21 protein-coding genes are annotated in these 24,857 nt (G+C 44.5%); 6 read left to right on the top strand and 15 right to left on the bottom strand.

What is annotated here, in order from left to right:
- Positions 1-6 precede the first annotated feature (6 nt).
- Both tkt and tal read right to left on the bottom strand, forming a co-directional pair.
- Positions 7-1,998 carry a transketolase gene (tkt, locus tag OCV19_RS19710; RefSeq protein ID WP_050052425.1) on the bottom strand — a complete coding sequence of 664 codons (1,992 nt, stop codon included), beginning with the start codon at positions 1,996-1,998 and terminating at the stop codon, positions 7-9.
- 87 nt (positions 1,999-2,085) lie between these two features.
- Entirely contained in the window at positions 2,086-3,036 is a 951-nt protein-coding gene (gene tal, locus OCV19_RS19705) for a transaldolase (RefSeq protein ID WP_009845571.1), read from the bottom strand.
- Between the two features lie 459 nt (positions 3,037-3,495).
- On the opposite strand from tal, the gene OCV19_RS19700 reads away from it, so the two are divergent.
- Positions 3,496-4,485, top strand: coding sequence for a sugar-binding transcriptional regulator (locus tag OCV19_RS19700; protein WP_065676214.1), 990 nt, complete (start codon positions 3,496-3,498; stop codon positions 4,483-4,485).
- A 126-nt stretch (positions 4,486-4,611) separates the two neighbouring features.
- Here the strand turns inward: OCV19_RS19700 and OCV19_RS19695 are convergent, their stop codons facing one another.
- Positions 4,612-5,490 (bottom strand): LysR family transcriptional regulator, encoded by an 879-nt coding sequence (locus tag OCV19_RS19695; protein WP_065676215.1) that lies wholly within the window; start codon positions 5,488-5,490, stop codon positions 4,612-4,614.
- Between the two features lie 99 nt (positions 5,491-5,589).
- Between OCV19_RS19695 and OCV19_RS19690 the strand changes: the two genes are divergently transcribed.
- From OCV19_RS19690 to OCV19_RS19680, 3 genes are read left to right on the top strand one after another with little or no spacing between them, the layout of a single operon-like run.
- Positions 5,590-6,654, top strand: coding sequence for an HlyD family secretion protein (locus tag OCV19_RS19690; RefSeq protein WP_065676216.1), 1,065 nt, complete (start codon positions 5,590-5,592; stop codon positions 6,652-6,654).
- A 9-nt stretch (positions 6,655-6,663) separates the two neighbouring features.
- Positions 6,664-7,674 (top strand): DUF2955 domain-containing protein, encoded by a 1,011-nt coding sequence (locus OCV19_RS19685; protein ID WP_065676217.1) that lies wholly within the window; start codon positions 6,664-6,666, stop codon positions 7,672-7,674.
- Positions 7,674-8,834: a patatin-like phospholipase family protein gene (locus OCV19_RS19680; protein ID WP_065676218.1), complete on the top strand. Its 1,161-nt coding sequence runs from the start codon at positions 7,674-7,676 to the stop codon at positions 8,832-8,834. The genes OCV19_RS19685 and OCV19_RS19680 overlap by 1 nt, the downstream gene beginning before the upstream one ends.
- A 109-nt stretch (positions 8,835-8,943) precedes the next feature.
- Here OCV19_RS19680 and OCV19_RS19675 read toward each other — a convergent pair whose 3' ends face one another.
- The 7 genes from OCV19_RS19675 to moeA all read right to left on the bottom strand — a co-directional run bounded on the left by OCV19_RS19675 (position 8,944) and on the right by moeA (position 18,138).
- The gene (locus OCV19_RS19675) at positions 8,944-11,247 is read right to left on the bottom strand and encodes a putative bifunctional diguanylate cyclase/phosphodiesterase (RefSeq protein ID WP_065676219.1); all 2,304 of its coding nucleotides are present in this window, start codon (positions 11,245-11,247) and stop codon (positions 8,944-8,946) included.
- 385 nt (positions 11,248-11,632) lie between these two features.
- Positions 11,633-12,481 (bottom strand): sulfurtransferase, encoded by an 849-nt coding sequence (locus OCV19_RS19670; RefSeq protein ID WP_065676220.1) that lies wholly within the window; start codon positions 12,479-12,481, stop codon positions 11,633-11,635.
- Positions 12,482-12,605: 124 nt separating this feature from the next.
- A complete protein-coding gene (locus tag OCV19_RS19665; RefSeq protein WP_065676221.1) occupies positions 12,606-12,920 on the bottom strand; it encodes a hypothetical protein in 315 nt (104 codons plus the stop codon).
- 206 nt (positions 12,921-13,126) lie between these two features.
- Entirely contained in the window at positions 13,127-13,738 is a 612-nt protein-coding gene (locus OCV19_RS19660; RefSeq protein WP_065676222.1) for a hypothetical protein, read from the bottom strand.
- 11 nt (positions 13,739-13,749) lie between these two features.
- Complete coding sequence (locus tag OCV19_RS19655) at positions 13,750-15,885, bottom strand: LruC domain-containing protein (RefSeq protein ID WP_065676223.1); 2,136 nt, start codon at positions 15,883-15,885, stop codon at positions 13,750-13,752.
- Positions 15,886-16,140: 255 nt separating this feature from the next.
- On the bottom strand, positions 16,141-16,890 hold the full coding sequence (gene moeB, locus OCV19_RS19650) for a molybdopterin-synthase adenylyltransferase MoeB (RefSeq protein WP_065676224.1): 750 nt from the start codon (positions 16,888-16,890) through the stop codon (positions 16,141-16,143).
- Between the two features lie 12 nt (positions 16,891-16,902).
- Positions 16,903-18,138 carry a molybdopterin molybdotransferase MoeA gene (gene moeA / locus OCV19_RS19645; protein WP_065676225.1) on the bottom strand — a complete coding sequence of 412 codons (1,236 nt, stop codon included), beginning with the start codon at positions 18,136-18,138 and terminating at the stop codon, positions 16,903-16,905.
- A gap of 216 nt (positions 18,139-18,354) precedes the next feature.
- Here moeA and folE point away from each other — a divergent pair, with 216 nt between their 5' ends.
- Positions 18,355-19,008 (top strand): GTP cyclohydrolase I FolE, encoded by a 654-nt coding sequence (folE, locus tag OCV19_RS19640; protein ID WP_017061725.1) that lies wholly within the window; start codon positions 18,355-18,357, stop codon positions 19,006-19,008.
- A gap of 396 nt (positions 19,009-19,404) precedes the next feature.
- On the opposite strand, the gene OCV19_RS19635 is transcribed toward folE, so the two are convergent.
- The 4 genes from OCV19_RS19635 to OCV19_RS19620 form a co-directional block, all read right to left on the bottom strand.
- Complete coding sequence (locus OCV19_RS19635) at positions 19,405-19,986, bottom strand: hypothetical protein (RefSeq protein WP_065676226.1); 582 nt, start codon at positions 19,984-19,986, stop codon at positions 19,405-19,407.
- The gene (locus OCV19_RS19630) at positions 19,979-20,518 is read right to left on the bottom strand and encodes a YaeQ family protein (protein WP_004731545.1); all 540 of its coding nucleotides are present in this window, start codon (positions 20,516-20,518) and stop codon (positions 19,979-19,981) included. The genes OCV19_RS19635 and OCV19_RS19630 overlap by 8 nt, the downstream gene beginning before the upstream one ends.
- A 118-nt stretch (positions 20,519-20,636) precedes the next feature.
- Positions 20,637-20,846, bottom strand: a complete 210-nt coding sequence (locus OCV19_RS19625; RefSeq protein WP_010430417.1) for a cold-shock protein — start codon at positions 20,844-20,846, stop codon at positions 20,637-20,639.
- Positions 20,847-21,294: 448 nt separating this feature from the next.
- Positions 21,295-22,380: a PQQ-dependent sugar dehydrogenase gene (locus OCV19_RS19620; RefSeq protein WP_065676227.1), complete on the bottom strand. Its 1,086-nt coding sequence runs from the start codon at positions 22,378-22,380 to the stop codon at positions 21,295-21,297.
- A 270-nt stretch (positions 22,381-22,650) separates the two neighbouring features.
- Between OCV19_RS19620 and OCV19_RS19615 the strand changes: the two genes are divergently transcribed.
- A complete protein-coding gene (locus tag OCV19_RS19615; protein ID WP_065676228.1) occupies positions 22,651-23,844 on the top strand; it encodes a multidrug effflux MFS transporter in 1,194 nt (397 codons plus the stop codon).
- A 151-nt stretch (positions 23,845-23,995) separates the two neighbouring features.
- Here the strand turns inward: OCV19_RS19615 and OCV19_RS19610 are convergent, their stop codons facing one another.
- A complete protein-coding gene (locus OCV19_RS19610; protein WP_065676229.1) occupies positions 23,996-24,781 on the bottom strand; it encodes an ABC transporter ATP-binding protein in 786 nt (261 codons plus the stop codon).
- Between the last annotated feature and the right edge of the window lie 76 nt (positions 24,782-24,857).

Below are 24,857 nucleotides of genomic sequence, written 5' to 3'. Positions count from 1 at the left end.
TCAAGATTAAGCTAGAAGCTCTTTCGCTGTGTTTACTACGTTTTCAGTAGTGAAACCAAACATCTTGAATAGTTCACCTGCTGGTGCAGACTCGCCGAACGTTGTCATACCGATGATCTTGCCACCAAAACCAACGTACTTGTACCAGAAGTCAGCGATGCCAGCTTCTACAGCGATACGTGCTGTAACGTCAGATGGAAGTACAGACTCACGGTACTGCGCGTCTTGCTTGTCGAACGCGTCAGTAGCAGGCATAGAAACTACGCGTACTTTCTTACCTTCAGCTGTTAGCTCAGCAGCAGCGTTAACCGCTAGCTCAACTTCAGAACCCGTTGCGATAAGGATAAGCTCTGGCTTGCCTTCACAATCTTTCAGGATGTAACCACCCTTAGCGATGTTTGCCACTTGCTCAGCGTCACGATCTTGTTGTGCAAGGTTTTGACGAGAGAAGATAAGCGCAGAAGGACCATCTTTACGCTCGATTGCTAGTTTCCAGGCAACAGCAGACTCAACTTGGTCACATGGACGCCATGTGCTCATGTTTGGAGTTAGACGTAGAGAAGCGATCTGCTCAACTGGTTGGTGAGTTGGACCATCTTCGCCTAGGCCGATAGAGTCATGCGTGTAAACTTGGATGTTCTGAGTTTTCATCAGAGCAGCCATACGCATAGCGTTACGAGCGTATTCCATGAACATTAGGAACGTTGCGCCGTATGGTACGAAACCACCGTGCAGAGCGATACCGTTCATGATAGCCGTCATACCGAATTCACGTACACCGTAGTGGATGTAGTTACCAGAGAAGTCGTTTGCTTCAAGAGACTTAGAACCAGACCACATAGTCAGGTTAGAAGGCGCAAGGTCAGCAGAGCCGCCCATGAATTCAGGTAGCATAGCACCGAACGCTTCTAGAGCATTTTGAGATGCTTTACGTGATGCGATGTTTGCTGGGTTAGCTTGAAGATCAGCGATGATTGCCGATGCTTTCTCTTCCCACTCAGCAGGTAGTTCACCGTTTACGCGGCGTTTGAATTCAGCTGCCAGCTCAGGGTATGCTGCTTCATAAGCTGCAAGTTTCTCGTTCCACGCTGCTTCCTTAGCTGCGCCTGCTTCTTTCGCATCCCACTCTGAGTAAACTTCCGACGGAATTTCAAAAGGACCGTGCTCCCAACCTAATTCTTTACGTGTTGCTGCAATTTCTTCAGCGCCTAGTGGTGCACCGTGACAGTCGTGCGTACCTGCTTTGTTTGGAGAACCAAAGCCAATTACTGTTTTAGTACAGATTAGAGTAGGGCGAGGGTCTGCTTTAGCCGCTTCAATCGCTGCGTTGATAGCGTCAGAGTCGTGGCCATCTACCGCTGGGATTACGTGCCAGCCGTAAGCTTCGAAACGCTTAGGTGTATCGTCAGAGAACCAACCTTCAACTTCGCCATCGATAGAGATACCGTTGTCATCCCAGAAAGCAACCAGCTTACCAAGACCAAGCGTACCTGCTAGAGAACATGCTTCGTGAGAAATGCCTTCCATCAGACAGCCATCACCCATGAATGCATAAGTGTAGTGGTCTACGATGTCGTGGCCTTCTTTGTTGAACTGTGCAGCTAGCGCTTTCTCTGCCATAGCCATACCAACAGCGTTAGTGATGCCTTGACCTAGAGGACCAGTCGTTGTTTCGATGCCTGGTGCGTAGCCGTACTCTGGGTGACCTGGAGTCTTAGAGTGCAGTTGACGGAAGTTTTTAAGGTCTTCAATTGAAAGCTCGTAACCTGCTAGGTGAAGCAGAGAGTAAATCAACATTGAGCCGTGGCCATTCGACAGGATAAAACGGTCGCGGTCAGCCCACTCTGGGTTTGCTGGGTTGTGGTTTAGGTGAGAACGCCAAAGTACTTCAGCGATGTCAGCCATACCCATAGGTGCGCCTGGGTGACCAGAGTTTGCTTGTTGTACGCCGTCCATGCTTAGAGCACGAATAGCGTTAGCTAGATGTTTGCGATTCATAAGAACTTCCGAATAAAAATTAAGAAAAACAAAATTGATAAAAGTAGGGGAACTGAACGTTCCCCTATTTGAATTTGGTAAGAGTGATTACAGCTTAGCTGCGATCATGTCTTCTAGTTTGCCTTGGTCAACGGCGAAGTTGCGGATGCCTTCAGCCAGTTTCTCAACAGCCATTGCATCTTGGTTGTGGTCCCATAGGAACTCAGCGTGAGTCATCGCTGCTGGACGCTCTTTAGTACCGTTAGAGTCGATAAGCTTCTCTACTACTTCGCCTTCTGCTGCTTCTAGGTCTGCTAGAAGTTGCGGAGCGATAGTTAGACGGTCACAACCAGCAAGTTCAAGGATCTCGCCGATGTTACGGAAGCTTGCGCCCATAACAACAGTCTTGTAGCCGTGGTCTTTGTAGTAGTTGTAGATATCTGAAACTGAGATTACGCCTGGATCTTCTGAAGCTTCGAAATCACGACCTTCTTTCGCTTTGTACCAGTCCATGATGCGACCTACGAAAGGAGAGATTAGGAATACGCCAGCTTCAGCACAAGCACGAGCTTGAGCGAAAGAGAATAGAAGCGTTAGGTTACAGTTGATGCCTTCTTTCTCTAGGATTTCAGCAGCACGGATGCCTTCCCAAGTAGAAGCCAGTTTGATAAGGATGCGGTCGTTAGTGATGCCAGCGTCGTTGTACATTTTGATAAGTTGACGAGCTTTAGCAACGCTGCCTTCCATGTCGTAAGAAAGACGAGCATCTACTTCAGTAGAGATACGGCCAGGTACAACTTTCAGGATTTCTTTACCGATGTTCACGTTAAGCATGTCGCAAGTATCTTGAACTTGCTGTGCTTTATCACCGCTTTGCGCTTTTGCGTATTCGATAGAAGCATCGATTAGAGGAGCGTACTCAGCAATTTGAGCAGCTTTAAGAATTAGAGATGGGTTAGTTGTTGCATCTTCAGGAGTGTACTTGCTGATAGCTTCGATATCGCCAGTGTCAGCTACAACAGTTGTTAGTTTACGAAGTTGCTCTAATTTATTGCTCATTTTGATCATCCTATGTATCGCATAACACCTCGTTAATGGGAGAGGTGTGGGCATTTGCAAGCTAACTAATGAAGTTCTCAATGGTTGTACCAGTGAGCCAAACTTACATTAATTTAAATTTTTCTCCGAACGAACATTTGCACAGAACATTTGATCGCTCGATGAGTAAATGATGTAGCCATATTTATCCGATCTAGCATCAAAGTCAACGGTAAATAGTGCTGTATGGTGACTTCAGTCAAATATATTTCGCTCTAGTAATCATGGGCTATGCAAGCAAACGTTTAACGAACAAAGTAAGGCGAATTAATCAACAATAAAATCAAGGTTACCATACTGAACAAATGTACCTTGCCGTTACATATGTTCAAGGTGTAAACTTGTGCATCATTTGCTTAGGCGTCGAACATTTGATCTCAAAGTAGGTAAATTAATTGTTAAATATAGGTTGCGTGGTATATGAGTAAGAATATCCAAGATGTTTCCGAAGAAAACACTGATCTCCTCACTGAAGTGGCGGTTGCTTATTATCAGGATGGCGCGACACAAGAAGAGATCTCCAAAAAGTTCTCTATATCCCGTGCAAAGGTTGGTCGAATGCTCAAGCAAGCCCGAGATGAGGGCATTGTTGAGATCACCGTGAAATACCACCCCGTCTTTAGCGCGAAGATCGAGCAACGTTTGATCGAACGGTTTGGTGTTAAGCGTGCTCTTGTGGCACTAGACCAACCAAATGAAGAGAAGCAGAGACTCCAAGTAGCCGGTTTAGTGTCTAATTATCTTACCAGTACACTGAAAAACGGGATGGTGGTGACGGTTGGCCAAGGTCGAAACGTATCGTCTGTTGCTCACCACACTGGCGTCATTACGCCACGAGACTGTAAATTCGTGTGTGGTATCGGCGGTATTCACCCAAGAGGCGGTATGTTTAATGCCGACCATATATGCAGGCAGCTAGCCAAAAAGTACGGTGGATCTTCTGAAACCTTATACGCACCTGCTTATGCCGAGAATAAAGCGCAAAAAACCGCATTCATGGAAAACAGCACCGTTAAGCAGACCCTCGATCTCGCTCGAAAAGCCGATGTCGCTTTAGTCGGTATCGGTGATATGAGTGAAAACAGCTACATGGTCGACTTAGGTTGGTTTACGGCGGGTGAGGTTGTTCAATCTCGTTTATTGCAAGGTGTCGTCGGTGACTTTGCTGGTTATGACTTTTTTGATGTGCATGGCAAAGCGGCAAACACAGTAATGAGTGACCGTGTGATCGGTTTAGGTTTGGAAGAGTTTCGCCCAATAGCGGAAGTGATTGCTATCGCCGCCGAGAACAGTAAGCCATTAGCTCTATTAGGAGCTCTAAGAACCGGCGTGGTAGACGTGATTGCAACTAGCGTAAGCAATGCTTTGACGGTGCTTAACTTGGATGAGCAGATGAAGCATGTGAGTTAAATGCAAGTCGCTAGAATATAATCGTCATTAAATGAAAGGGAGCTGGTACCAGCTCCCTTTTTCCATCACGTAACTACAACTTTAAAGAACACCACAAACATCATTTCCTTCCCGTTGTTTGAACTACTAATTTGCTGCCATAGCCTGTTCCAGGTTTAACTTAAATAGGTCTATGAATGAGCGAGTCTTTTTCGATAACGAATTCGCGGAAGGGTAGATCATGGTCAAACTCAATTTAGGGAAATCAATTTCTGGCAAAACATGTACTAAGTTGGATTCATCCCCTGATCGCATTAGATAGATATCCGGTAGAAAGGCAATCCCGCGGTGTTGTAACGCTAACTTGAGTAAAAGGTTTAGATCGTCGGAATTTAAATGGATTTGAATGGACTTATCCAGAAAGTCAGCGCTGTATCGATTGGATAGAATACGGTGCAGCTTAAGGTCATTTAAGCTGTCACAAAAGGGATGAGAGTCGAGATATTGCTTGGTTGCGACGAGCCTTGAGCCGTAATGTAACAAGTTAAATTGTATGTAACTATCATCTATGATTTTGACAGTATTGGGGAGTATCTGTAGATCAAACCTATTTCGTCTCAAGTCCACACTGTCTTGGTAATTTTCAATTTCGATTTGAACATTCGGGAATTGTGCCGAATAGTCATCGATGGTTGAGTGAAAGATAGGAGAGCTCATCAAAGCTGAAGGGATAGCGAGACGTAAAAGGCCATTAAAATCACGCTGACTTTCTTGTAAGGCTTCAACTCCTTGCTCAATGTGATAAACCTGCTTAGCCACCAATTCGTACAAGTGTTTCCCAGCCCCAGTTAGTTCAATATTCCGTGTGGTACGAATCAAGAGCTCTGTACCTAGAGAGGATTCTAACGCTTTTAAGCGGCGGCTGACCTTTGAGCGCTGCATATTATTTGCCTTAGCTGCAGCACTGATCCCTCCATGAAGTACGACTTGGGAAAATAGTCTGATATCGTCAAAACTTGCTTTCATTGTCCTATTTTTAGCTCAAGTGCGGGCTCTTTATGAGCGTACCAGAACAATTTTGTTTTGACTATAATTGCACAAAAATCTTTTCGGTTAGGATGTAGCATGAAGCAAAAGCAAGTATTTAAGCGCACTATGAAAATTTTGGGTAGCGTATTTGTTGTCTTATTTGTGTATTTAATTATCGCGGATCGTCGAGCTCCTTTCACAACAGAAGGACGTGTTTATGGACAAGTTGTGCAGATAGCGCCAGAGGTGACAAGTCGAGTCATACGAGTATTCGTTGAGAACAATGAGGTGGTTGAAAAGGGCGACGTGCTATTCGAACTGGACTCGAGTCGATACCAAATAGCGCTGGAGCAAGCTGAGTTGTCATTGAAAGCGGCAAAAGAACAAGAACGTTCTTTATATGCTCAGAAAAAGATGGCGATAGCGAGCATATCTAGGGCCGAAGCCAGTTATAAAAATGCACAAACAGACTATCTACGAATTGCCGAGCTTGCCAAAAATCAAGCAGTGTCGGCATCATATCTAGACAATGTTTTTAAACAATACCAAGTTGCAAGCTCGGTACTTGAGATTGAAAAGCATAACCTTAGCACTTTGGTCGCTCGTTTAGGAGAAGCGGGTCAGCCAACAACTGATGTATTGCTGGCTGAAAATAGAGTTAAGCAAGCACAGCTTGATTTAATGAATACCACAGTACGTTCACAAAGCGATGGTGTCGTTACTAACCTACGTTTAGAAGTTGGAGCAATGGCGACAGCCAATATGCCGTTGATTACATTAATATCTGATGGTTCTATGTGGGTCGCGGCTGATTTTAGAGAAAAGTCTGTGGCGCATGTTCAAGAAAGCTATCGAGCGCTTGTTACGTTTGATGCTCATCCCGGACAGATATTTGACTATCGTGTCGCGAGCCGAGATTTAGGTGTTGCTTCCGCTCACCAAACCCCAAACGGTACGTTAACTCAAATTGAAGGGAATAACCGTTGGGTACGCGATGCGCAACGAACAAGAATTAATCTACAGAGTGACGGTGTGTTGCCGAGCCCACTATTTGTTGGTTCTAGAGCGACGTTAGCCTTGTACTCAAACGATAATCGCTTTTGGGGGCTTGTCGCTAAGATGCGTATCCGTTTGGTTAGCTGGTTTCATTTCATCTATTAGGCGGTCGCGATGAAGACGTTTCGAATATGGTTTGGTTGTTCATTCGGTTTAGCCATAAGTATGAGTATGGGCTGGGAACTGGGCTTTTTGGCGATTCTGCTGCCCCTTTTTGTACTTAGCCTAAGTGATAGCTTGAACCTACCTCTGTTGTTGATCATTGCGGCTAGTGCACTTTGGTCAATAATTCAGGCTAATTTACTATGGGGAGCTTTCGGAAGTTATCCCTTTGCTTTGTTGATCGCTGTAGCGGGAGTATTTCTCTTTAAATGTATTGCGATGACAAAAAAACAAACCTTTATTATCGGGTATATGGGATTGATTGCGATATCTATTTTATTGCATCTAAGTAGTTACGACTTTATCGACATAGAAGAAATATCAATCACGATTGGCGTGTATTGCTTTATGAATATTGTGATCTGTTCTATGGCATATTGGCTATTCCCGGACGCGACAGACAAGAACCAACAGCCAGAAGAAACAGCACTGCCTATTCAGTACGATGCAACGCAAATCATGGTGATTTGGGTTGTCGTGATGCTGTCTTTTATCGTATTTCAAGTTGTTGATCTTTATGACTCATCGGCTGCATACGCATCAATACTTGTAATTTTGGCACCTTTAACTTGTTCAGGTGCAGTGCAAATGGCCAAAGTGAGAGTGATTGGTACAGCGCTGGGCTGTATTACAGGATTGGCTGTGCAATTGATTCTTGGACCATGGTACGAAAATGCAATTTTGTATTGGTTATTATTCACAATTGCTATGGGGCCATTCTGTTATTGGCACACACAAGGTAAATTAAAATCTGCCGTTGCCTCTGCCGGGATGGCTTCATTAACGGTACCTTTGACAACTGCTTTAACCCCAAGTGAGCAAGACGCTATTTTTTCTATTTTATATAGGTTTAGTTCAATTTTTATTGCAGTTGTCGTCAGCGCTTTATTTATTTTGTTGATGCAAAAAATACTTGAATATAAAGCGTTAGATAACTCCCCAAGTTTGAAAGAGAAACGATAATGACGCCACATTATGCGGTAGTTATTACGCTGTTACTGATACTCGTCACGTCTGGGTGCGCACAAACCCCTGAGCGAAACATCTCCTTAAAGTCTGAGCAGATAAATCCCCTTAATACTCCTGGGTTGAGATTTTGGGATGAGTCTGTCAACTCTGCTGATAATTACGATATCGATAACGCGATAGATTCATTAGTTGAGCACAGTAACTTGTCTGGACAGGTGAATCATCTTGCTTTGTCTGGGGGCGGGTTTGATGGAGCTTTCTCTGCTGGTGTTTTGAATGCATGGACCAAAAGCGGTACTCGACCCGAGTTCGACGTGGTCACGGGAGTTTCAACCGGTGCAATTGTGTCGGTGTTTGCCTTTTTAGGAAGTGATTACGATCAAGCACTAGAGTACTACTATACGAGAACGTCAGCTGAAGAGATGTTTAAGCGTAACTCGATTTTTAAGTTACCTTTTCGTAACTCAATGGTGGATGTGAGTGGCTTTGAACGCAAAGTGCGTCACGCTGTCGATGTCACTATGCTTAATCAGCTTGCACTTGAGAGAAGTAAAGGGCGGTTATTGCTGATAGCAACAACCAGTTTAGACAATCAAAAAATGGCAATTTGGGACATTGGAAAAATAGCGCAGATCGGTACGCCTGAAGCACAGTATTTGATTCAAGATATTATTATCGCGAGTAGTGCTGTACCAGGCCTGTTCCCTGCGACTCGAATTGTGTTGCCTTATGAAGGAGGAACGCTAGATGAGTTGCATGTAGATGGTGGCGTGTCACGACAAGTGTTTCTCATTCCTCAAGGTTTTCAAACACCTTTGGCGTCAACGTCAAGAGACGTAAAAAGGAACATCTACGTCATACGTAATGGTTTCCTGAAGCCAGAATTCGAAGAAGTGGAAAATGGTTTAGCGTCAGTCTCTTACCGTGCTTTATCGATTTTGATTCGCCGGCAAAGTATTGGTGATATAGAACATATCTATAATTACAGTGAGCGAAATCAGATTGGCTTTCATCTTGCTTACATAGACGATGATTTTTCGAAAGATAATCTTAACTCGTTTAGCCTAGAGTATATGCAAAAGTTGTTTGCGTACGGATATCAAAAAAAGATAGAGAGTGACTTATGGAGCCAAAATTTACCGAATCCAGATTGAATGAGCTTTAAATGCATCTATGGTTTTTGGGGAAGCATAGATGTAAATCTACTTTCCCCATCTGCTTGATTCAGCCAATGTCTAGAGGTTTGAATCGTGACGCTACTCGTTAACTTTCGGATTCTGTCAGCTCGACTTCCTTTGCTAAAGCTGGAGATAAAAACTCACACAGCTCATCGTAAGGAATAGGGCGAGAGAAGTAATAGCCTTGCATTAAGTCACATCCACACGCCTTTAGAATCGCGAAGTGTTCGTTTGATTCTACGCCTTCAGCCAATACCACCATGCCGAAATTCTTACCGATTGCGATGATGTTTTGCACCATTGTGAGTGACTGCTGATCGACAGCAATGTTCTCAATAAAGCTCTTATCGATTTTAAGCTCATCGATAGGCAGTGCTTTCAACATGCTGAGTGATGAATAGCCTGTACCGAAATCATCTAAAGAGATCTTTATATTCTTCTCTTTGAGGGCTTCAAAAGTCGGTTTCACCAAAGTCACATCTTCAATGAACAAGCTCTCCGTAATTTCTAGCGTTAAACAGCTAGGAGAGAGCTGATACTTTTCTAGCGTCGCGAACAAGTGCTCAGAGAAGGATTGATGAGAAAACTGACGCACTGATATGTTGATCGACAGCCCGATCTTTTGTTCTGTTGTTCGGTGCAAGTGGGCGATCTGCATAATGCTGGACTCAATAATAAAAGTCCCCAGTTTTTGCATTAAGCCTGTGTTCTCTGCTATAGGTATAAAGACTTCTGGTGGAACAAAGCCCAATTCGTCATCAATCCAGCGCACGAGTGCTTCTACACCATGAATACTTTCATTTGCACGAACCAGCGGTTGGAAAACCATGAACAGCGTTTGTTTCTCGATAGCGATGCGTAGCCTTTGTTCTACTTTCATTTTGTAGAGGTGCGCGTCTTGCATTTCCGTTGTGAAAATACTGTACGAGTTTTGCTGCTGTTTCGCTTTGTACATCGAAATATCGGCAGAACGTAACAGGCTATCCAGATCTTTTCCGTGTTCAGGGAAACGTGCTACGCCGATGCTGCAACCTAACAAAAACTGAGCGCTTTCAACTTCATAAGGTTGAGAAAGCACTTCAATAATACGCTTGGCGAGTCGTTTTACCTCAGCTTCATTCGACAATGGCGTTAAGAACAAAAACTCATCGCTTGATTCACGTACTAAGAGGCTGAGTCGAGATCGGAATCGCATCAAACGCAAAGCTATTTGTTTGAGCACCTTGTCGCCGAAGTCGTGTCCGTGGGTATCATTGACACATTTAAAGTTATCGATATCAATAAACAACAGCGAGAACTGCTCTGACTCATCCTCAATCCATTTACCAATATTTTTACGCATGTACAAGCGGTTTGGTAGAGAGGTTAATGGATCATGGTTAGCCTGATAAATGAGTTGGCTACGAGTGCGCTGTTCATTCTTGGCAATCGACTTAACCAAAAAGTAGAAACCAAATTGAAGAAAAATAAAGGCAACGAAAAGAATGCTGAACTCTTGTATAAATATGCTATCGACGTGAGTTAGATCCGTACGTCCAACCACCCATAATTTGTAGTTTGGGATGTATTTTGCGCTCATTAAAGAGTGGTATTGTTCATCGTCGACGACAAAAGAGTAGGTTTCTTGCCCATTCATCGCTTCTTGCACGCTGATTCCGAAGTGGTCGGTAAAGGTCCGTGCAATACGTTGTAGGACATCTTTGCCGACTGGAGAGGAATATGCACTCTCAGATTCGATATCACTCGAATAAAACTGGCGATAATTGTCTGTTCTGATCAGGCTTAGTGTATTGAAACTTCCGGCGTGAGCATTATTTTCAAATACGATCGGGGCGTCTAACCGCAGCCCTGCGGTCATTACTGCATCGATTTTATTACCATCGATCGAAATGGATTTTCTCAGCGGGATAACCAAGCTATTCAACGATTCTTGAAAATAGGTACGGCCAAGCACCATGCTACTGCTTGATAGGGCGTCTAAAAAGGAGTCTTTCGTTGGCGCGTATTGCAGTAAGTTCCTTTGATTCGCAAGTTGGAGATTTGAGCTGATCGATAGGTAATCACCGTCGGTATTCAACAAGCCAAACGCTGCTATCGCAGGGTGGGTCTCAAGTAGCTTGTCTAATATTGGCCTGATCTGGATAGATGCAGTACGTGTGAAATCAGACTGTTGAGCAAGTTGATGGCCAACCACTTCTAACAAGGCTTCTTGACTGGTCAGCAGCGAGTTGACGGAGCTAGAAAAAATCTCAACCTGGATGTGTTGCTGCTCTATGAAGTCGTCTCTGTTCGCTTTCCAGTTTGTTATTCCCAACGCGGCGAAAAGTATCAGGGTCAGTAGTACGACAAACGCGTACAGCGACCAGATATTTTGCTTAAATAGAGCCATGAGATGCCTTTATTGGTTACTACTTTTAACAGACTGCAAGTGACAAACTATTGGGTTGTCAGCGCGATTCATGCAACGAAAAATACAAACATCAATGATGAAAGTATTAATGATTAAATAGTGTAACGACTACGAGCAGAGATTCTTGAGTGAAAAATTAGTATTCATAACGTCGATAACGATTAGTTTATGATTAATCACGAATTATGGTTAGCAAGTTGATGTGGGTTACAAATCAAACGGCGTGAATCGAGTCTTGGTCTCAAATGAACATAGCGTTAACTGCGACATAGAGGCTTACTTCATGAGACGTGGGGCCATCATTATCAGTAAGCTCTTTATGCATGCGCAGTATATTCTAATAGTTGCATTAGGCGAAGTTGAATTACTTTTTAGTCATGGCGATAGGGAGTTTGTCGTTAGCACCCCATTCCGTCCATGAACCATCGTAAACACCCATTTCACCGTTATAGCCAGCGAGTTTAGCGGCTAATAATATGATGCAAGCTGTTACGCCAGAGCCACAGCTAAAGAACATAGGTTGAGAAGGCGTTAATTCTAGCGTTGAAAAGATATCAATAAGCTCTTCTTGGGACTTTAACTTGCCGTTTTTGAGTACTTGGGCAAATGGTAGGCAAATAGAATTCGGTATATGGCCACTACGCAAGCCTTCACGTGGTTCAGGAACTTCTGAATCGAAACGAGCTTTAGAACGAGCATCTACAATGTTTGCGCTCTTGTCAGTTGAGTAACTTTCAATTTGCTGAGCACTGACAAAGTAGTTGTCTTGAAGATGGCCTTCAAAATTGCCTGCCTTTACTTCGGTGCGATAGTCAGTCTCGGTCGCGCAACCAGCTTCGATCCAAGCTGGCAAACCGCCATCTAAGATGAATACGTCGTTGTGTCCCATTGCCATAAACATCCACCACGCACGGGGAGAAGCGAAGGTTCCGGAGTTATCGTAAACCACAATCGTACTGTCTTGATTGATGCCAATTTCTTTTGCGCGAGTGTTGAAGTGTTTTTCGCTCGGGAACATGTGAGGAAGCAGAGTGTGCTTGTTACAAAAGTCCTTGTCGTAGTCAAAACGAATAGCCCCAGGAATCATTTCTCCTTTGATCTTCTCGGACTCGCTTGGAATTTGAAACTCGATACTGGCGTCGAGGAGGATGATATTGTCTTTTTCTAGCAAACGTTGTTGAAGTTGTTCTGGTGAGATGAGTGGCTGATTCATTATTGTTATATCCATTCTTGTTGTTTTAGCGATTCTTGCTGTTATAGCAAATACAGTGTTAGAGCGATTACTGTTGCTTTTGCGAATACAGTTGCTTGTACGAATACCGTTGTTGTATCGATGGCTACTGTGCAGCTCGACAGTGGATGAACTGATAACTGCTTTGTCCGGTTATTTGATTGTTTAATGTATCAAGCGCGACCACAGAATCAATAGGGCAGTCTGTGGTAAGAGCAATAGAGACCCGAAATACGTCATTATCTTTTGTCTGAACCGTAAGATAACGCCTGTGTCCATCTAAGGATTGAGTCAGCGTGTTCGAAATCACTTTGGCTTGAATGCGTTGCCCCGTCTCTGATGTTAGCGGGAAATAGGCAAGGGCAACTAACACGCCTACGCCACACATTAAGATAAATAGACCTATTTTTAACTGTTTCATGAGAGTAAGTCTTTGAAGGTTATGTTGAAAATATAAGTGAGATTGGTGGTAAAGTGAATGCTACTCGCTAAGAAAGCTGAATTAACCACACTTCGGCGAAGACAAAAAAGTGAGCATTTCTGCTCACTTCCTGCTTACAAACAATCAATTTTGACTCTGTTTCGCCATAGGTCTAGTTAACGACAAGTTACCTGCTGCTAAACGACTTACTGCCAGACAATCTGAGAGTCACCACTGGAAACCACTTGTTGTAATGGAGGTTGACCATCGTAGAACCAAATCTCTATCAAGAGTGCTTCATGGTTTACCGGTGCTGCAAAGTTAGAGGCGAACACACCATTATCTAATGGGCCAGCAATGACCTTGCTGGAGTAATCTGGCTTCAAGGTTGAGTCATCTCTTGTACTAAATCGGCTATAAACGGTCACAAAAGAACGGTCTGTCGAAATGCTGCTGATGTCGATGTCGAGATCAAACTGTTCAACAGAGTTGTAGTCAAACCCGTCAGGTACCACCAAATCACTCATCGTATAGCTTTGCGCTGCTACCGCACTTGTCGCGGGAGACGGCGAAGGCGTTGCTGTTACCGGAGTCGACGGGGTTGCAGGTGCCGACGGTGTAGATGGCGATGGAGTAGATGCACTGCTACCGCCACCACCACCACAACCGGCTAATACTAATGGCGCTGCTGCTAAAATAACGGCTAGTGACTTCTTCATGTTCCAAGTGCTTTGTACAGACATACGTTTTTCCTCAGAGAGATTGCGACTTGAATCAACGCAATGATTGTCTCGATATTGTTTAGTGTGAATAGTCATAACGTCTCTCCTTAAGGTTCGTAACGTTGGTTGTCTGCAGGTGATTGGTACCATGTCTGGTTCGTTTCACCGCCGGATTCTGCGTATTCTTTAAACTCTGGATAAGCGGTAACAATATCGACGTACTCTAAAGGCCACTCCCATTCGTCATCTGAAGTCACTATTAGCGCCCAAGGGTGATTTTCTACTGTTTTGAAGTATTTACCTGTTGATGGATTACTGTCATCAACGCCTAATCCAGCTTCAAAGAGGTTAGTGGTATCAAATGCTTCTGTTGGCGCTTGGTCTGGCAAGTGAACCTCCCAGCTGCGTCCTGGATGTAGAGGTAGGTTTTCACCGTGATAATACCCAGGCGTTGCGAAGATGAACGGGTCGTAAGGCATATCGGTCCAGCTGCCAGTACTCACACCGTCACCGGCTAAGGTAATACCAATTTGGAACGAGAACTGCTCATCCTCTTTACATCCATTACTGGTGCGGTAGAAGGTACAGCCAGTGCTGATTTTTTCTGTCAGGTCATTGGCGATAACAAAGATTGCTTCGCTACGTCCATCTTCTAGATCGAGGTCAGTGAATACGCCATTGTGTTTCATGTAAGAGCTGCCACTACTCACCAAGCTCGGGTCAAGGTTAGGAAGTCGAACAGCAAAACCATTTCTGTACGATGCCCCGACAGCAGCTAGGCGGCCGTCGATAGTTGACTTAACGACTTTTCCATCTTTAAGGATTTCAGTAATACGATACATAAGAACAGCATCGTTCATGTCGTAGTCGGCTTTATATGGCCAGTTATCTTCGTACGCGAGCGTTGCGTAGCCGGAAGCACTCGGGAAGTAACGAGCTGTGGCACCATCGTTAAGAACATCGACTTGAATATCGACCACCTCACCAGAGGTTGAACCGCCAAAGTAACTTAGGTTGGTTTGTTGACTGAATCTAAATCGAGCCCAAGTCGTACCGGTCAGTGCGTTGATATCGACATTTAGGAACAGATCGTTTTCACCAGCATCGAGCGCGTAATCGGTAAACACTTGCTCGTTGGCGCCATCGAAGCTGCCATCTTGGTTCCAGTCTATCCAAGCTGAAAGGTAACCGGTTGTTGAAGCTTCAATCACCACTTTTGAATCAAGACCAGCTTCAAGTGCGGTTACAAAACCGATACCACCGTTCGCCCACTCATCATCAATACCCACGCTTTCATCCGATTGCGGTGTTACGTAGCCGTCAAGATCGGCGTCGGGCGCGTCTGTACCTAACCAAGTCACACCATCTAGTTCATGTCGAGGACCGTTACTTGCTAATAACGTTAGGTAAGTATCTGGAGCGTCACCGAAGTCGATGTTGGAATCTTCATCTACGACAGGTGCATTCGCACAGCGAGCACCATCATTTTGATTAGAAGAAGGGCCATTCGATACAAACTCTACAGCAGGAACGACACCTGCAGCGATGTTTGCAGCGTTATCTGGGGATAGGTTGATACGGTAGATCTTACCGTCTTGATTTCTCGATACGTAGTAGTAGCCGTTCACATCAAAATAACCTGCGCCAAACGTCCCTGTTTCTCCGGTATCACCAATATAGGTTTCTGCACCTGTAGTCGGGTTGAAGCTGTACAAGCCACCCGAGTTATTGTCGATACCATATAAAGAGCCATCACTTGGATGGAAAGCAAAATCAGTCAGTTTTACAGTTGCAGGGCTGCCTGCGATTTTGTTAACTGTAACAGTCGCGTTTGGGTCAGCGTCTAACGGCGATAGGTCAACGGTGAATAAACCTTTCCCTGTGCGGTACAGGTAATACACATGGTCATATACGTCGCCGACATAGAAGGTGTGATCGGTTGGTAAGCCACTGGTATTGATAACTTCTGCTTGGAAGTCTTGACCAAGACGCACTAAACGTTTGTTGGTGGTGTCATAGCCATAAATATATCTGTCTTGAAAGTCGAAACCGACACCATTGATATTGGCATTCATACCCGTATCGTCTTCTAACAGTGTGGTTGAACCTGTTACTAGGTTTACACCCCAAACTTCAACGGGTTTCGACTGAAAGAGGTATGCTTGACTAGGGCAGGTATCGAATGGCGCTGCGTTGGCGACTAGAGGGGCACTTAATAGCAAACTTAACGTTGTAATTCTCATATCTACATCCTTGTGATGGAAGGTACAGATACAGTTACAAGTTATGTGCCAAATTTAAGATGTTGATTTTTAACGATTATATTTTGTGGTGCTGATTTTTTCATTGTATTCTCAAAATGAGAACTCAAATGAAACTAATCTCTCATAGAGTATTTCAAATTGATAAAGCGAGTTGAGATGCTGACGTTGAGATATAAAAAAGCCCCAACATATAGTCAAGGCTTAAGTTTTCGATAAGAGGGGATATGATTTAGCTTATCCACACACCGAACAATTAGGCATCTTCATTAAATTCATTTCACGCCAGCTGTGAGACATGGCATCGAGAATCAAAAGCTTGCCTTGCTTTGGTTGTCCAAACCCGGCAATAACCTTGATAGCTTCCAAAGCCTGAGCCGCGCCAACCATGCCAACAACAGGTGCCATCACACCGGCTTCAACACAGCTTAGAGCAGCGTTGCCGAATAGAGCGCTCAAGCACTGGTAGCAAGGTGCATTTTCATCTTGATAAGTGAATACGCTAATCTGACCTTCCATGCGAATCGCAGCGCCCGATACTAGAGGCGTTTTTGATGCGTAACATAAGCGGTTCAACTGATTGCGCGTTTCGACGTTGTCACTGGCATCAAGAACAAGCGAGTGTGCTTCAATTAACTTGCCAAGTGCCTCGTCATCAAGCCTGTGTTCGACAGTTTCAATCGTCAGGTGCGGGTTCAATACCTGCAAAGATTCAGCGGCAGAATCGACCTTCTTCTTACCAATATCAGTATCGGTGTGAAGTACTTGTCGCTGCAAATTTGAAAGCTCGACAACATCGTCGTCGATCAGCATTAGCGTACCAATGCCCGCCGTCGCAAGGTATTGAGCAGAGGCACAGCCTAAACCACCTGCACCTAACACTAAGATTGAGCTCTGTTTCAGCGCTTCTTGGCCTTCAAAATCAAACTGTTTGAGAATGATCTGGCGATTGTAACGAAGCATCTCTGCGTCAGACAGTATTTCCATCAGCAAGCCTCGTTAGTAAAGCGTCGAGTTAAACAGTTGAATCTGAACCGTTTCACCGACTTCAACACGGCCACGTTCGCGCTCTAGTACCACAAAGCAGTTTGCTAAGCTCATTGAGCGGAAAGCGCCAGAGCTTTGGTTACCTGTTGTTTCTACTACAAACTGACCGTTTTCAATCGAGTAGATGCCACGTTGGTAATCAGTACGACCTGGGCCTTTTTTGAATGCAGACTTAGTGATAGCAGGAATAGACTCTGGTACTGTCCATGCGGTGTGGCCAGCCAATTTAGCCAGCATAGGCTGAACTAAAACGTACATGGTCATCATCGCCGACACTGGGTTACCCGGTAAGCCACAGAACCACGCGTTATCCAATTCACCAAATGCGAACGGTTTACCTGGTTTGATAGCGAGCTTCCAAAAGCCGATTTGGCCGAGTTCTTCCAAAATATCTTTGGTGTAATCCGCTTCACCAACACTCACACCGCCAGAAGTCACAACAACATCTGCGAGTTCTTGAGCTTTCTCGAAGGTTTCTTTAAGCGTTGCAGGGCAATCAGGGATGATGCCTAGGTCAATCGCTTCACAACCAAATGCTTCAATCAGCGGTTTAATGCCGTAGCGGTTGCTGTCGTAGATCTGACCGTCTTCAAGAGGCTGGCCTAATGGCTTGAGCTCATCGCCAGTAGAGAAGAAAGCGACTTTAGGCTTGTGTGCCACAGTTACATGACTCACACCGAGCGAAGCAATCATTGGAATGTCACGAGGTGTTAAACGTTCGCCGCGGCTAAGAACGATATCGCCTTGTTTGATGTCGTCACCAGTAGGGCGAATGTTATTGTTCAGCTTGATGTCGTCTTGCTGAATATCAATGCCAGCGTCAGTTTCAGTCGTGTTTTCTTGCATGATTACCGCGTTACAACCTTCCGGGATCTTTGCGCCAGTCATAATGCGAATACAGGTGTTTGCAGGCCATTCATCGTCAAATGGCTGACCTGCAAAGGACTTACCCGCTAAAGGCAGCACTTTGCCGTTCTCTAGGTCTGCTAAGCGCAGTGCATAGCCGTCCATTGCTGAGTTATCAAAAGGAGGTACAAAAATAGGGGATAGAATATCTTCAGCAAGTACGTAACCCAATGCTTCTGCTAATGGCAGTGATAAGGTCGTTTGAATAGGTTGAATTGGTGATAGCAGCTTATCTAGTGCTTCTTCAATTGGCATCAAGCCCGGAGCGTCGCAACAGCCCATAATTGAAATCCTTTGGTCGTTATTATTTTGATTTGGTGGTTGGCAATAGGGATTCAATAATTATCAAATCATGATGGTTCGCCAACGAAATTGCAGCCACTTTAGCATAGTTTGAGCCCCGTAAATAATGACCTCCCTTAAAATATGGGTGTATTTATTCAAAATTCCGAGTATCCTTGTTTGCCATCCAGAAGGGGTAATAAAAGAGGAAGTTCAATGTCAGGTCTTAGCGAATCAGCGAAGTTGGTTAAAGATGCGCTAGCAAGCCGCGGATTAGAGACACCAATGAGTCCTAACCAGGTTAGCCGAGAAGAGAAAAAGGAACGAATCGAACACCATATGCGTGAGATTCTAACTCTCCTTGAACTTGATCTTACGGACGATAGTCTGGAAGAAACACCGCAACGTATTGCTAAAATGTACGTTGATGAAATTTTCTCTGGTTTGGATTACGCTAATTTCCCTAAAATTACGGTAATCGAAAACAAGATGGGCGTTCGTGAGATGGTACGAGTAAAAGACATTACTGTGACCAGTACTTGTGAGCACCACTTAGTCACGATTGATGGTAAGACTGCGGTCGCTTATATTCCGCGTGGGAAAATCATCGGCCTTTCAAAGATTAATCGTATTGTTCGATTCTTTGCTCAGCGTCCACAAGTTCAAGAGCGTATGACTCAGCAGATCCTTGTTGCATTGCAAACGCTACTCGAGACCGATGACGTTGCTGTCACCATGGATGCCGTTCACTACTGTGTGAAGTCTCGCGGTGTAATGGACGCGACAAGCGAAACGACAACAACAGCTCTGGGCGGTATTTTCAGATCAAACCCAGCAACGCGTCACGAATTCTTACACGGCCTGCGTTAATACGTTTCGTTATTTGATGAACTCGATTTAGCCTCTGTAAATTGATGTTCGTTGAAAATATTCTAAGCCTCGCTTTCTGCGGGGCTTTTTTGTGCTTGTAATGAAGTTAACTGAAATGGCTGCGAATGTCGTCATTCCTTAGCGTGAAGAATGAGCGAGTAGGGAATCTGTTTGTCTGTGTGCTTTCTGACGTGGTATGAGATCCCCGACTCAGTCGTTCCTCCTTCTCGGGGATGACGGCCAAGATTAGCAAATTGACACGTTTTAACTCGAAAAACTTTTCGTCATTCCCTAAAGTGAGGAACGAGCGTAATAGGGAATCTCTGGCGGCTAAGCAGAATAAGTACGCTCTATAAAAATATAGAGCGTAACTAGAATCGATCGCTGGTGGAGTGCTTAAGAAAGGTTAAACAAACGCTTTAAGTGGTGAACAATACCTGATGGTTTGTTCTCGGCTTGATAGATGTTCAAGCCATCATAAAAACTCGCCATGAACTCCACTCGGATCTCATCGTTTGAGCTTCGTGATAAGCGAGACAGCAGTGTAGCGGCTACAGCTGCATGATCATTGGCTAGGCTGTAATCCATACCGAGTCGTCCTTGAATGAACAACCACAAATGCGTGACTAGTTTTAACTGCTGAGCGTTAGAGTTTTGAAACTTGTCGCTGTGCTCAGTACCCATTGTATTATCGAATACATTTTGCATCGCTTCATTCGCTTCTTTATTACTTTCAAAGCGATAGCTTGCATCGATATGTACCTTGGTTAACAGGCCAAGCAACGTCTGACGTGCAGAGTTGTCCGGCTTGTTCTCGCAAGCGTGCTTAAACAGAGCATGGTTTTCATCAATAAATGATGACAGCTCTTTCTCGTAGCCTGTTGAGAGCGCTTTTACTGAATCGAGGCCTGCGAGCTGCAAACACGCTTCGAGCTTAGTTTGGCGCTGAGGTTCAGTCTGAGTTTGGATCTCAGTCATTACTCTGTAGCTCTTCCCACGTTACTTCTGCAGATTGCGTGTCGCTGTTTACGAACGCAGAGTTACCCGACAGCATGACTGAAAGGTCCATAGTACGTTGTGTCATCGCTGCTAGTTGCTCAATACCATCGTTGTCTAGGCGAACGATCTGAGCTTTCAGGTAACCGAACTTACCTTTGTTTTGTTCCCACCAAACATTCGATTTAGTGTTGAAGCTGAACACGCTCACAGACTTAGATAAGCGAGTCGCTTTCTTAACGCGTTCTGGATCGGGTTCGCCAACATCAATCCACTCTAAGATTTGGTCATCTAACGACTTCTGCCATAAATCGGGTTCTTCAATGCTAGACAACCCTTTAGTGAACTCAAGTTCAGGAGATGCATTGATACAGAAAGCAATGATACGCGCCATCATGCGCTGTTCTGTTTCAGAAGGGTGTTGTGCAACCGTTAGATTAAAAGAGTCGTAGTAGTCGCGATTCATATCGGTTAAAGAGATACGAAACTTATAGATTGTCGGTTTAAGAGCCATTGATAGGGTGTCTTAGGTAGAAATAGTGAGAGGGGAATATTACCTTAAATCTCTGAATAGCGGGTAAAAAAATAGCCAGCAGAGGCTGGCTATTTTTAGAAAGCTTTAAAATACTAAATTAAAGTACTTTGATGCTGTCAGCTTGAGGGCCTTTTTGACCTTGAGATACTACGAACTCAACTTTTTGGCCTTCAGCAAGAGTTTTGAAACCGTCGCCAGTGATAGCAGAGAAGTGTGCGAATACGTCTGGACCGTTTTCTTGTTGAATGAAGCCGAAGCCTTTAGTTTCGTTGAACCATTTTACTGTACCAGTAACTGTGTTAGACATGATGATATCCTAAAATTAAATTTTTATTTTGAGCCAATTGTGGCACTGATAGCGCGGAAAAGTTTATTGCTATTGCGTACAACACAACGGGGTTACTAGTAATCCAACGAAATGTTTATATACAAAGAACTTTCTTTCTAGCCGGGAACGAGTCTAAATCAAATCAGGGGATAGTCAATCGAATACATAGGGAAAGGTTGCAGAAACTTGGGGGTAGTCAAACTTTGCATTCCTTAAATATCATGGAGTTACAGTTGTATGGTGATTTGTTGTAGTTTTTGTGAAAAAGGTGGTCGAAATTGATGACGAATTTGGAGTAAATGCACTGTTTTAGCGCATTCATTTTTGCAAATTTAAAGCCGCTAACTGTGCATTGAGCCCACTTTTAACGGCTTATATTTATAAATGTCGTTGTAAGGTAAATGCCTTTACTTGAACGAGGTCTCGGCTACTTTTTCAAGCGGTACAGGTTGCCATTATCAGTGCTGAAGAAGATGTCTCCGTTTGGTGAAGTTTCGATGTCTCTTACCCTTTCGCCCAAGTCCTCTAAAATGCGTTCTTCCTCGATTGCCTCACCTTGTTCATTGACTGTCACAATATTGATGTGAGTAAGTTTTAGTGCGCCAGCCAGCAGTTTGCCTTTCAGCTCTGGGTATTTGTCTCCTTGGTAAACAATCAAACTGCCCGGAGCGATTGAAGGAACATAGACTTTTTTAGGCGCTTCAATACCATCTTTGGTTTCCGATTCGCCAACGCTGATAGGGCCCCAATACTCTTTTCCGTGTGAGGTGACTGGCCACCCATAGTTGGCACCTGCTTTTATTAGGTCAATTTCATCACCACCGCGAGGACCGTGTTCAATCGACCAAAGCTTTTGAGTCGGGAAATCGTAATACAGACCTTGTGGATTGCGATGGCCAAAGCTCCAAATTTCATTGAGCACTTTGTTGTTATCCGTGAATGGGTTATCGCTTGGTGTGCTTCCATCAGCATTCAATCGTAATATTGATCCGGCGTGAGTCATGGTGTCTTGGCCGTTGTCTCGATCACCTCGATCGCCGATTGAAAAATACAGGTGGCTATCATCAAAGGTGATTCGGCTACCAAAGTGACGCCCTGTGTCCGTTCTGGATTTCGACACAAACACGTCTGTCCAATTGGTAACTTCATTATTGCTGTAATTAGCAGAAGCCAGTGTCGTTACGCCTTCACCATCGACGTCTTTACTGTAAGTGACGTAGAACTTTCCGTTTTCAAAAGGGGAGAGTGCGATATCCAATAATCCACCTTGGCCTTTCGCCCATACATTGGGCAGCCTGAACAGTGTGTTTTGATCGCCTGTTTTTAAATCGACATGTTTAATGACGCCTGATTTTTCTGTTACTAGCATGGACTTATCGTTGACATAAGCCAGCCCCCAAGGGATCACGAGTCCGTCGGTGATCTTCTCTGCCTGCCACGCAAAGGCTGACGTTATATGACCAGAGGCAAGCAGCGCTAAAGCACATGAAAAAATACGGTGATGAGTGTTCATTGAAGTCCCTTGATTATGAGCATCTAGTGTTAGTCTAGCGCTTGTGACCGATTGGCGGAAAGCCGAGGTTGCTGAAAAGTGACTATTCACATATTTAATTGAACGCCTATTGTATGATTATACAAGCTCACGTATGTTTACTGTGCCTTTCTCTGTTTGATCCCGTCGGAGCATTATGAACAACTCGTCAGCAGCATTTTCGCTATTTTCTCAGTTTCTATGTTGTGAGTTAGATACGCACGATTTTTTTTCAAATGGACGTATTAAACGATGAGTCGTGGATTTGATTTTAAATCGATCTTACTTGCGTGTTTGGTCATCAGTATCGGCCAGCTCAGTATGGGCTTGGTGTTTCCTTCTTTACCTTGGATCGCCAAAGACTTTGATGTCTCGCTAGAGCAAGCTCAGCTTTTGGTGAGTGTGTATTTATTAGGCTTTGGTCCTTCCCAGTTTATTTATGGCCCTATCTCTGATGCCCTCGGGCGCAAAAAGGTACTGCTAAGCGGCTTGTTGATCGCCATGCTAGGCCTCTTGATGATCATCTTTTTCAGCCACTCCTTTACCAGTATGGTGATGGGGCGATTCCTGCAAGGTTTAGGTACTGGTTGTTGCGCGGTACTTGCCCGTGCGTCCACGCGAGACAGATTCAGTGGGGCAGACTTGCCTTTGGCGATGTCTTACATTGCTATGGTTGCGTCTATAACACCTTTGATCGCGCCCGTTATCGGTGGATTCATTAACTTCCATTTTGGCTGGAGCATGGTGTTTATCTCACTACTTGGCTATGCCTCTGTAGCTTGGGTGGTATTAGCGTTCAAATTTAAGGAAACCGTGACTCAGGTTTCGGCAATCCCTTCACCGAAGAAAATGGCTTCTCAATATAAAGAGCTACTCACTTCTCGTTATTTTATGAGCTTTGCGAGTATCGGTTGGCTTAACTTTAGCTTGATGATCACCACCGTATCAGTGATGCCGTTTATCATGCAAAACCAGATTGGCATGACGTCAGATGAATACGCGATGTGGGCCGTCATTCCAGCATTAGGCATGCTGGGTGGAACAAGCTTATGTAACCGTATTCGCCCTATGTTGGGTAACAAGAAAACTCTGTTATGCACACCTGTATTACATGTTGCTGCGGCGTTGTGGCTGTTCTTCTGTCCACTCGAACCTCTGTATCTCATGCTTGGCCAGTTCTTGATGATCCTTGGTAATGGTATTGCGTTACCTTGTGCTCAGGCGTTAGTGATGCTGCCTTACAAGAAGAACGCTGGCGCGGCGGCAGCGATGTCTGGCGGCGGGCAGATGGTGGTCTCTTCAATGGTGAGTATGGGGCTGGTTCAGTTAGGGTTAGGGGAAGCGTGGCATTTATCGCTCGTCATCATGCTGTTCACATTGATTACCCTGTTTAACATTTTGCGTGGTTTTAGTAGCCAAGAAGCGAGAGAGTCTCAGCTTAGTTAGTTGTTTAGTTAATTAGCTAGCTGCCTGGCTAGTAGAAACGAAAAGGCCATTGAAGTTCTACGATTTCAATGGCCTTTTTATGCTTAGAGCTTAGAGCTTAGAGCTTAGAGCTTAGAGCTTAGAGCTTAGAGTTTGGACTTAAATATTCGAACTATTCACAAACAACGGCGACCTTTTCGCTTGCTGCTGTCTTAGCTGGAACTGGATGATCGATCAGTCGGATAGGGGATTCATACAGTGCAGACAAAGCCTGTTCATCGAGTAACTTATCTGCGCTGCCTTCAAAGGCAATCTGACCTTTCTTCAGAGCAACGATGTGTGTCGCGTAGCGCAGTGCAAGGTTTAAGTCGTGCAGAATCACGATAACGCCAACGTCTTCATTTTTGTTGAGTTCAGACAATAAACTCATCAATTGGAATTGGTGATGAACATCCAATGCAGAAGTCGGTTCATCAAGGATCAATACTGGAGACTGTTGAGCCAGCAACATAGAGACCCACGCGCGTTGACGTTCACCGCCAGATAAGTCATCCGCTAATGCTTGTGAGAATTCAGTAACCCCGGTTCTTTCCATTGCTTGCTGGATGATCGACTTATCTTCTGAATTCCAACGGCCTAGTGCGCCTCTCCATGGGAAACGCCCTAAACGAACCAGTTCTTCGACAGTTAAGCCAGCAGAGGCTGGGAGCTTTTGCGGTAAATAAGCAATCTGCTTGGCTAAGTCTTTGCTTTTGAATGAAGAGAGGGAAGCGCCGTCTAGTTCCACGCTGCCATGATCTGGTGACATCTGCCCTGAGAGTAAATTAACGAGTGTAGATTTACCTGAACCATTATGGCCAAGAACGACGGTCAGTTCGTTGGTCGGAATCGTGAGGTTTTCGATTGAGAGAATGGTTCGTTCATCACGAACAATTTTGATGTTTGAAAGCTGAAACATGTCAGTCCTGTGCCTAGACCAATAAAGCGCTTCAGTGAAATTAAACGAGCTTTATTAGCTTTTAAAAATAGAGGGT

The sequence above is a fragment of the Vibrio celticus genome (genome assembly GCF_024347335.1).
GTDB lineage: Bacteria > Pseudomonadota > Gammaproteobacteria > Enterobacterales > Vibrionaceae > Vibrio > Vibrio celticus.
This window is presented reverse-complemented; position numbering and strand designations above follow the sequence as displayed.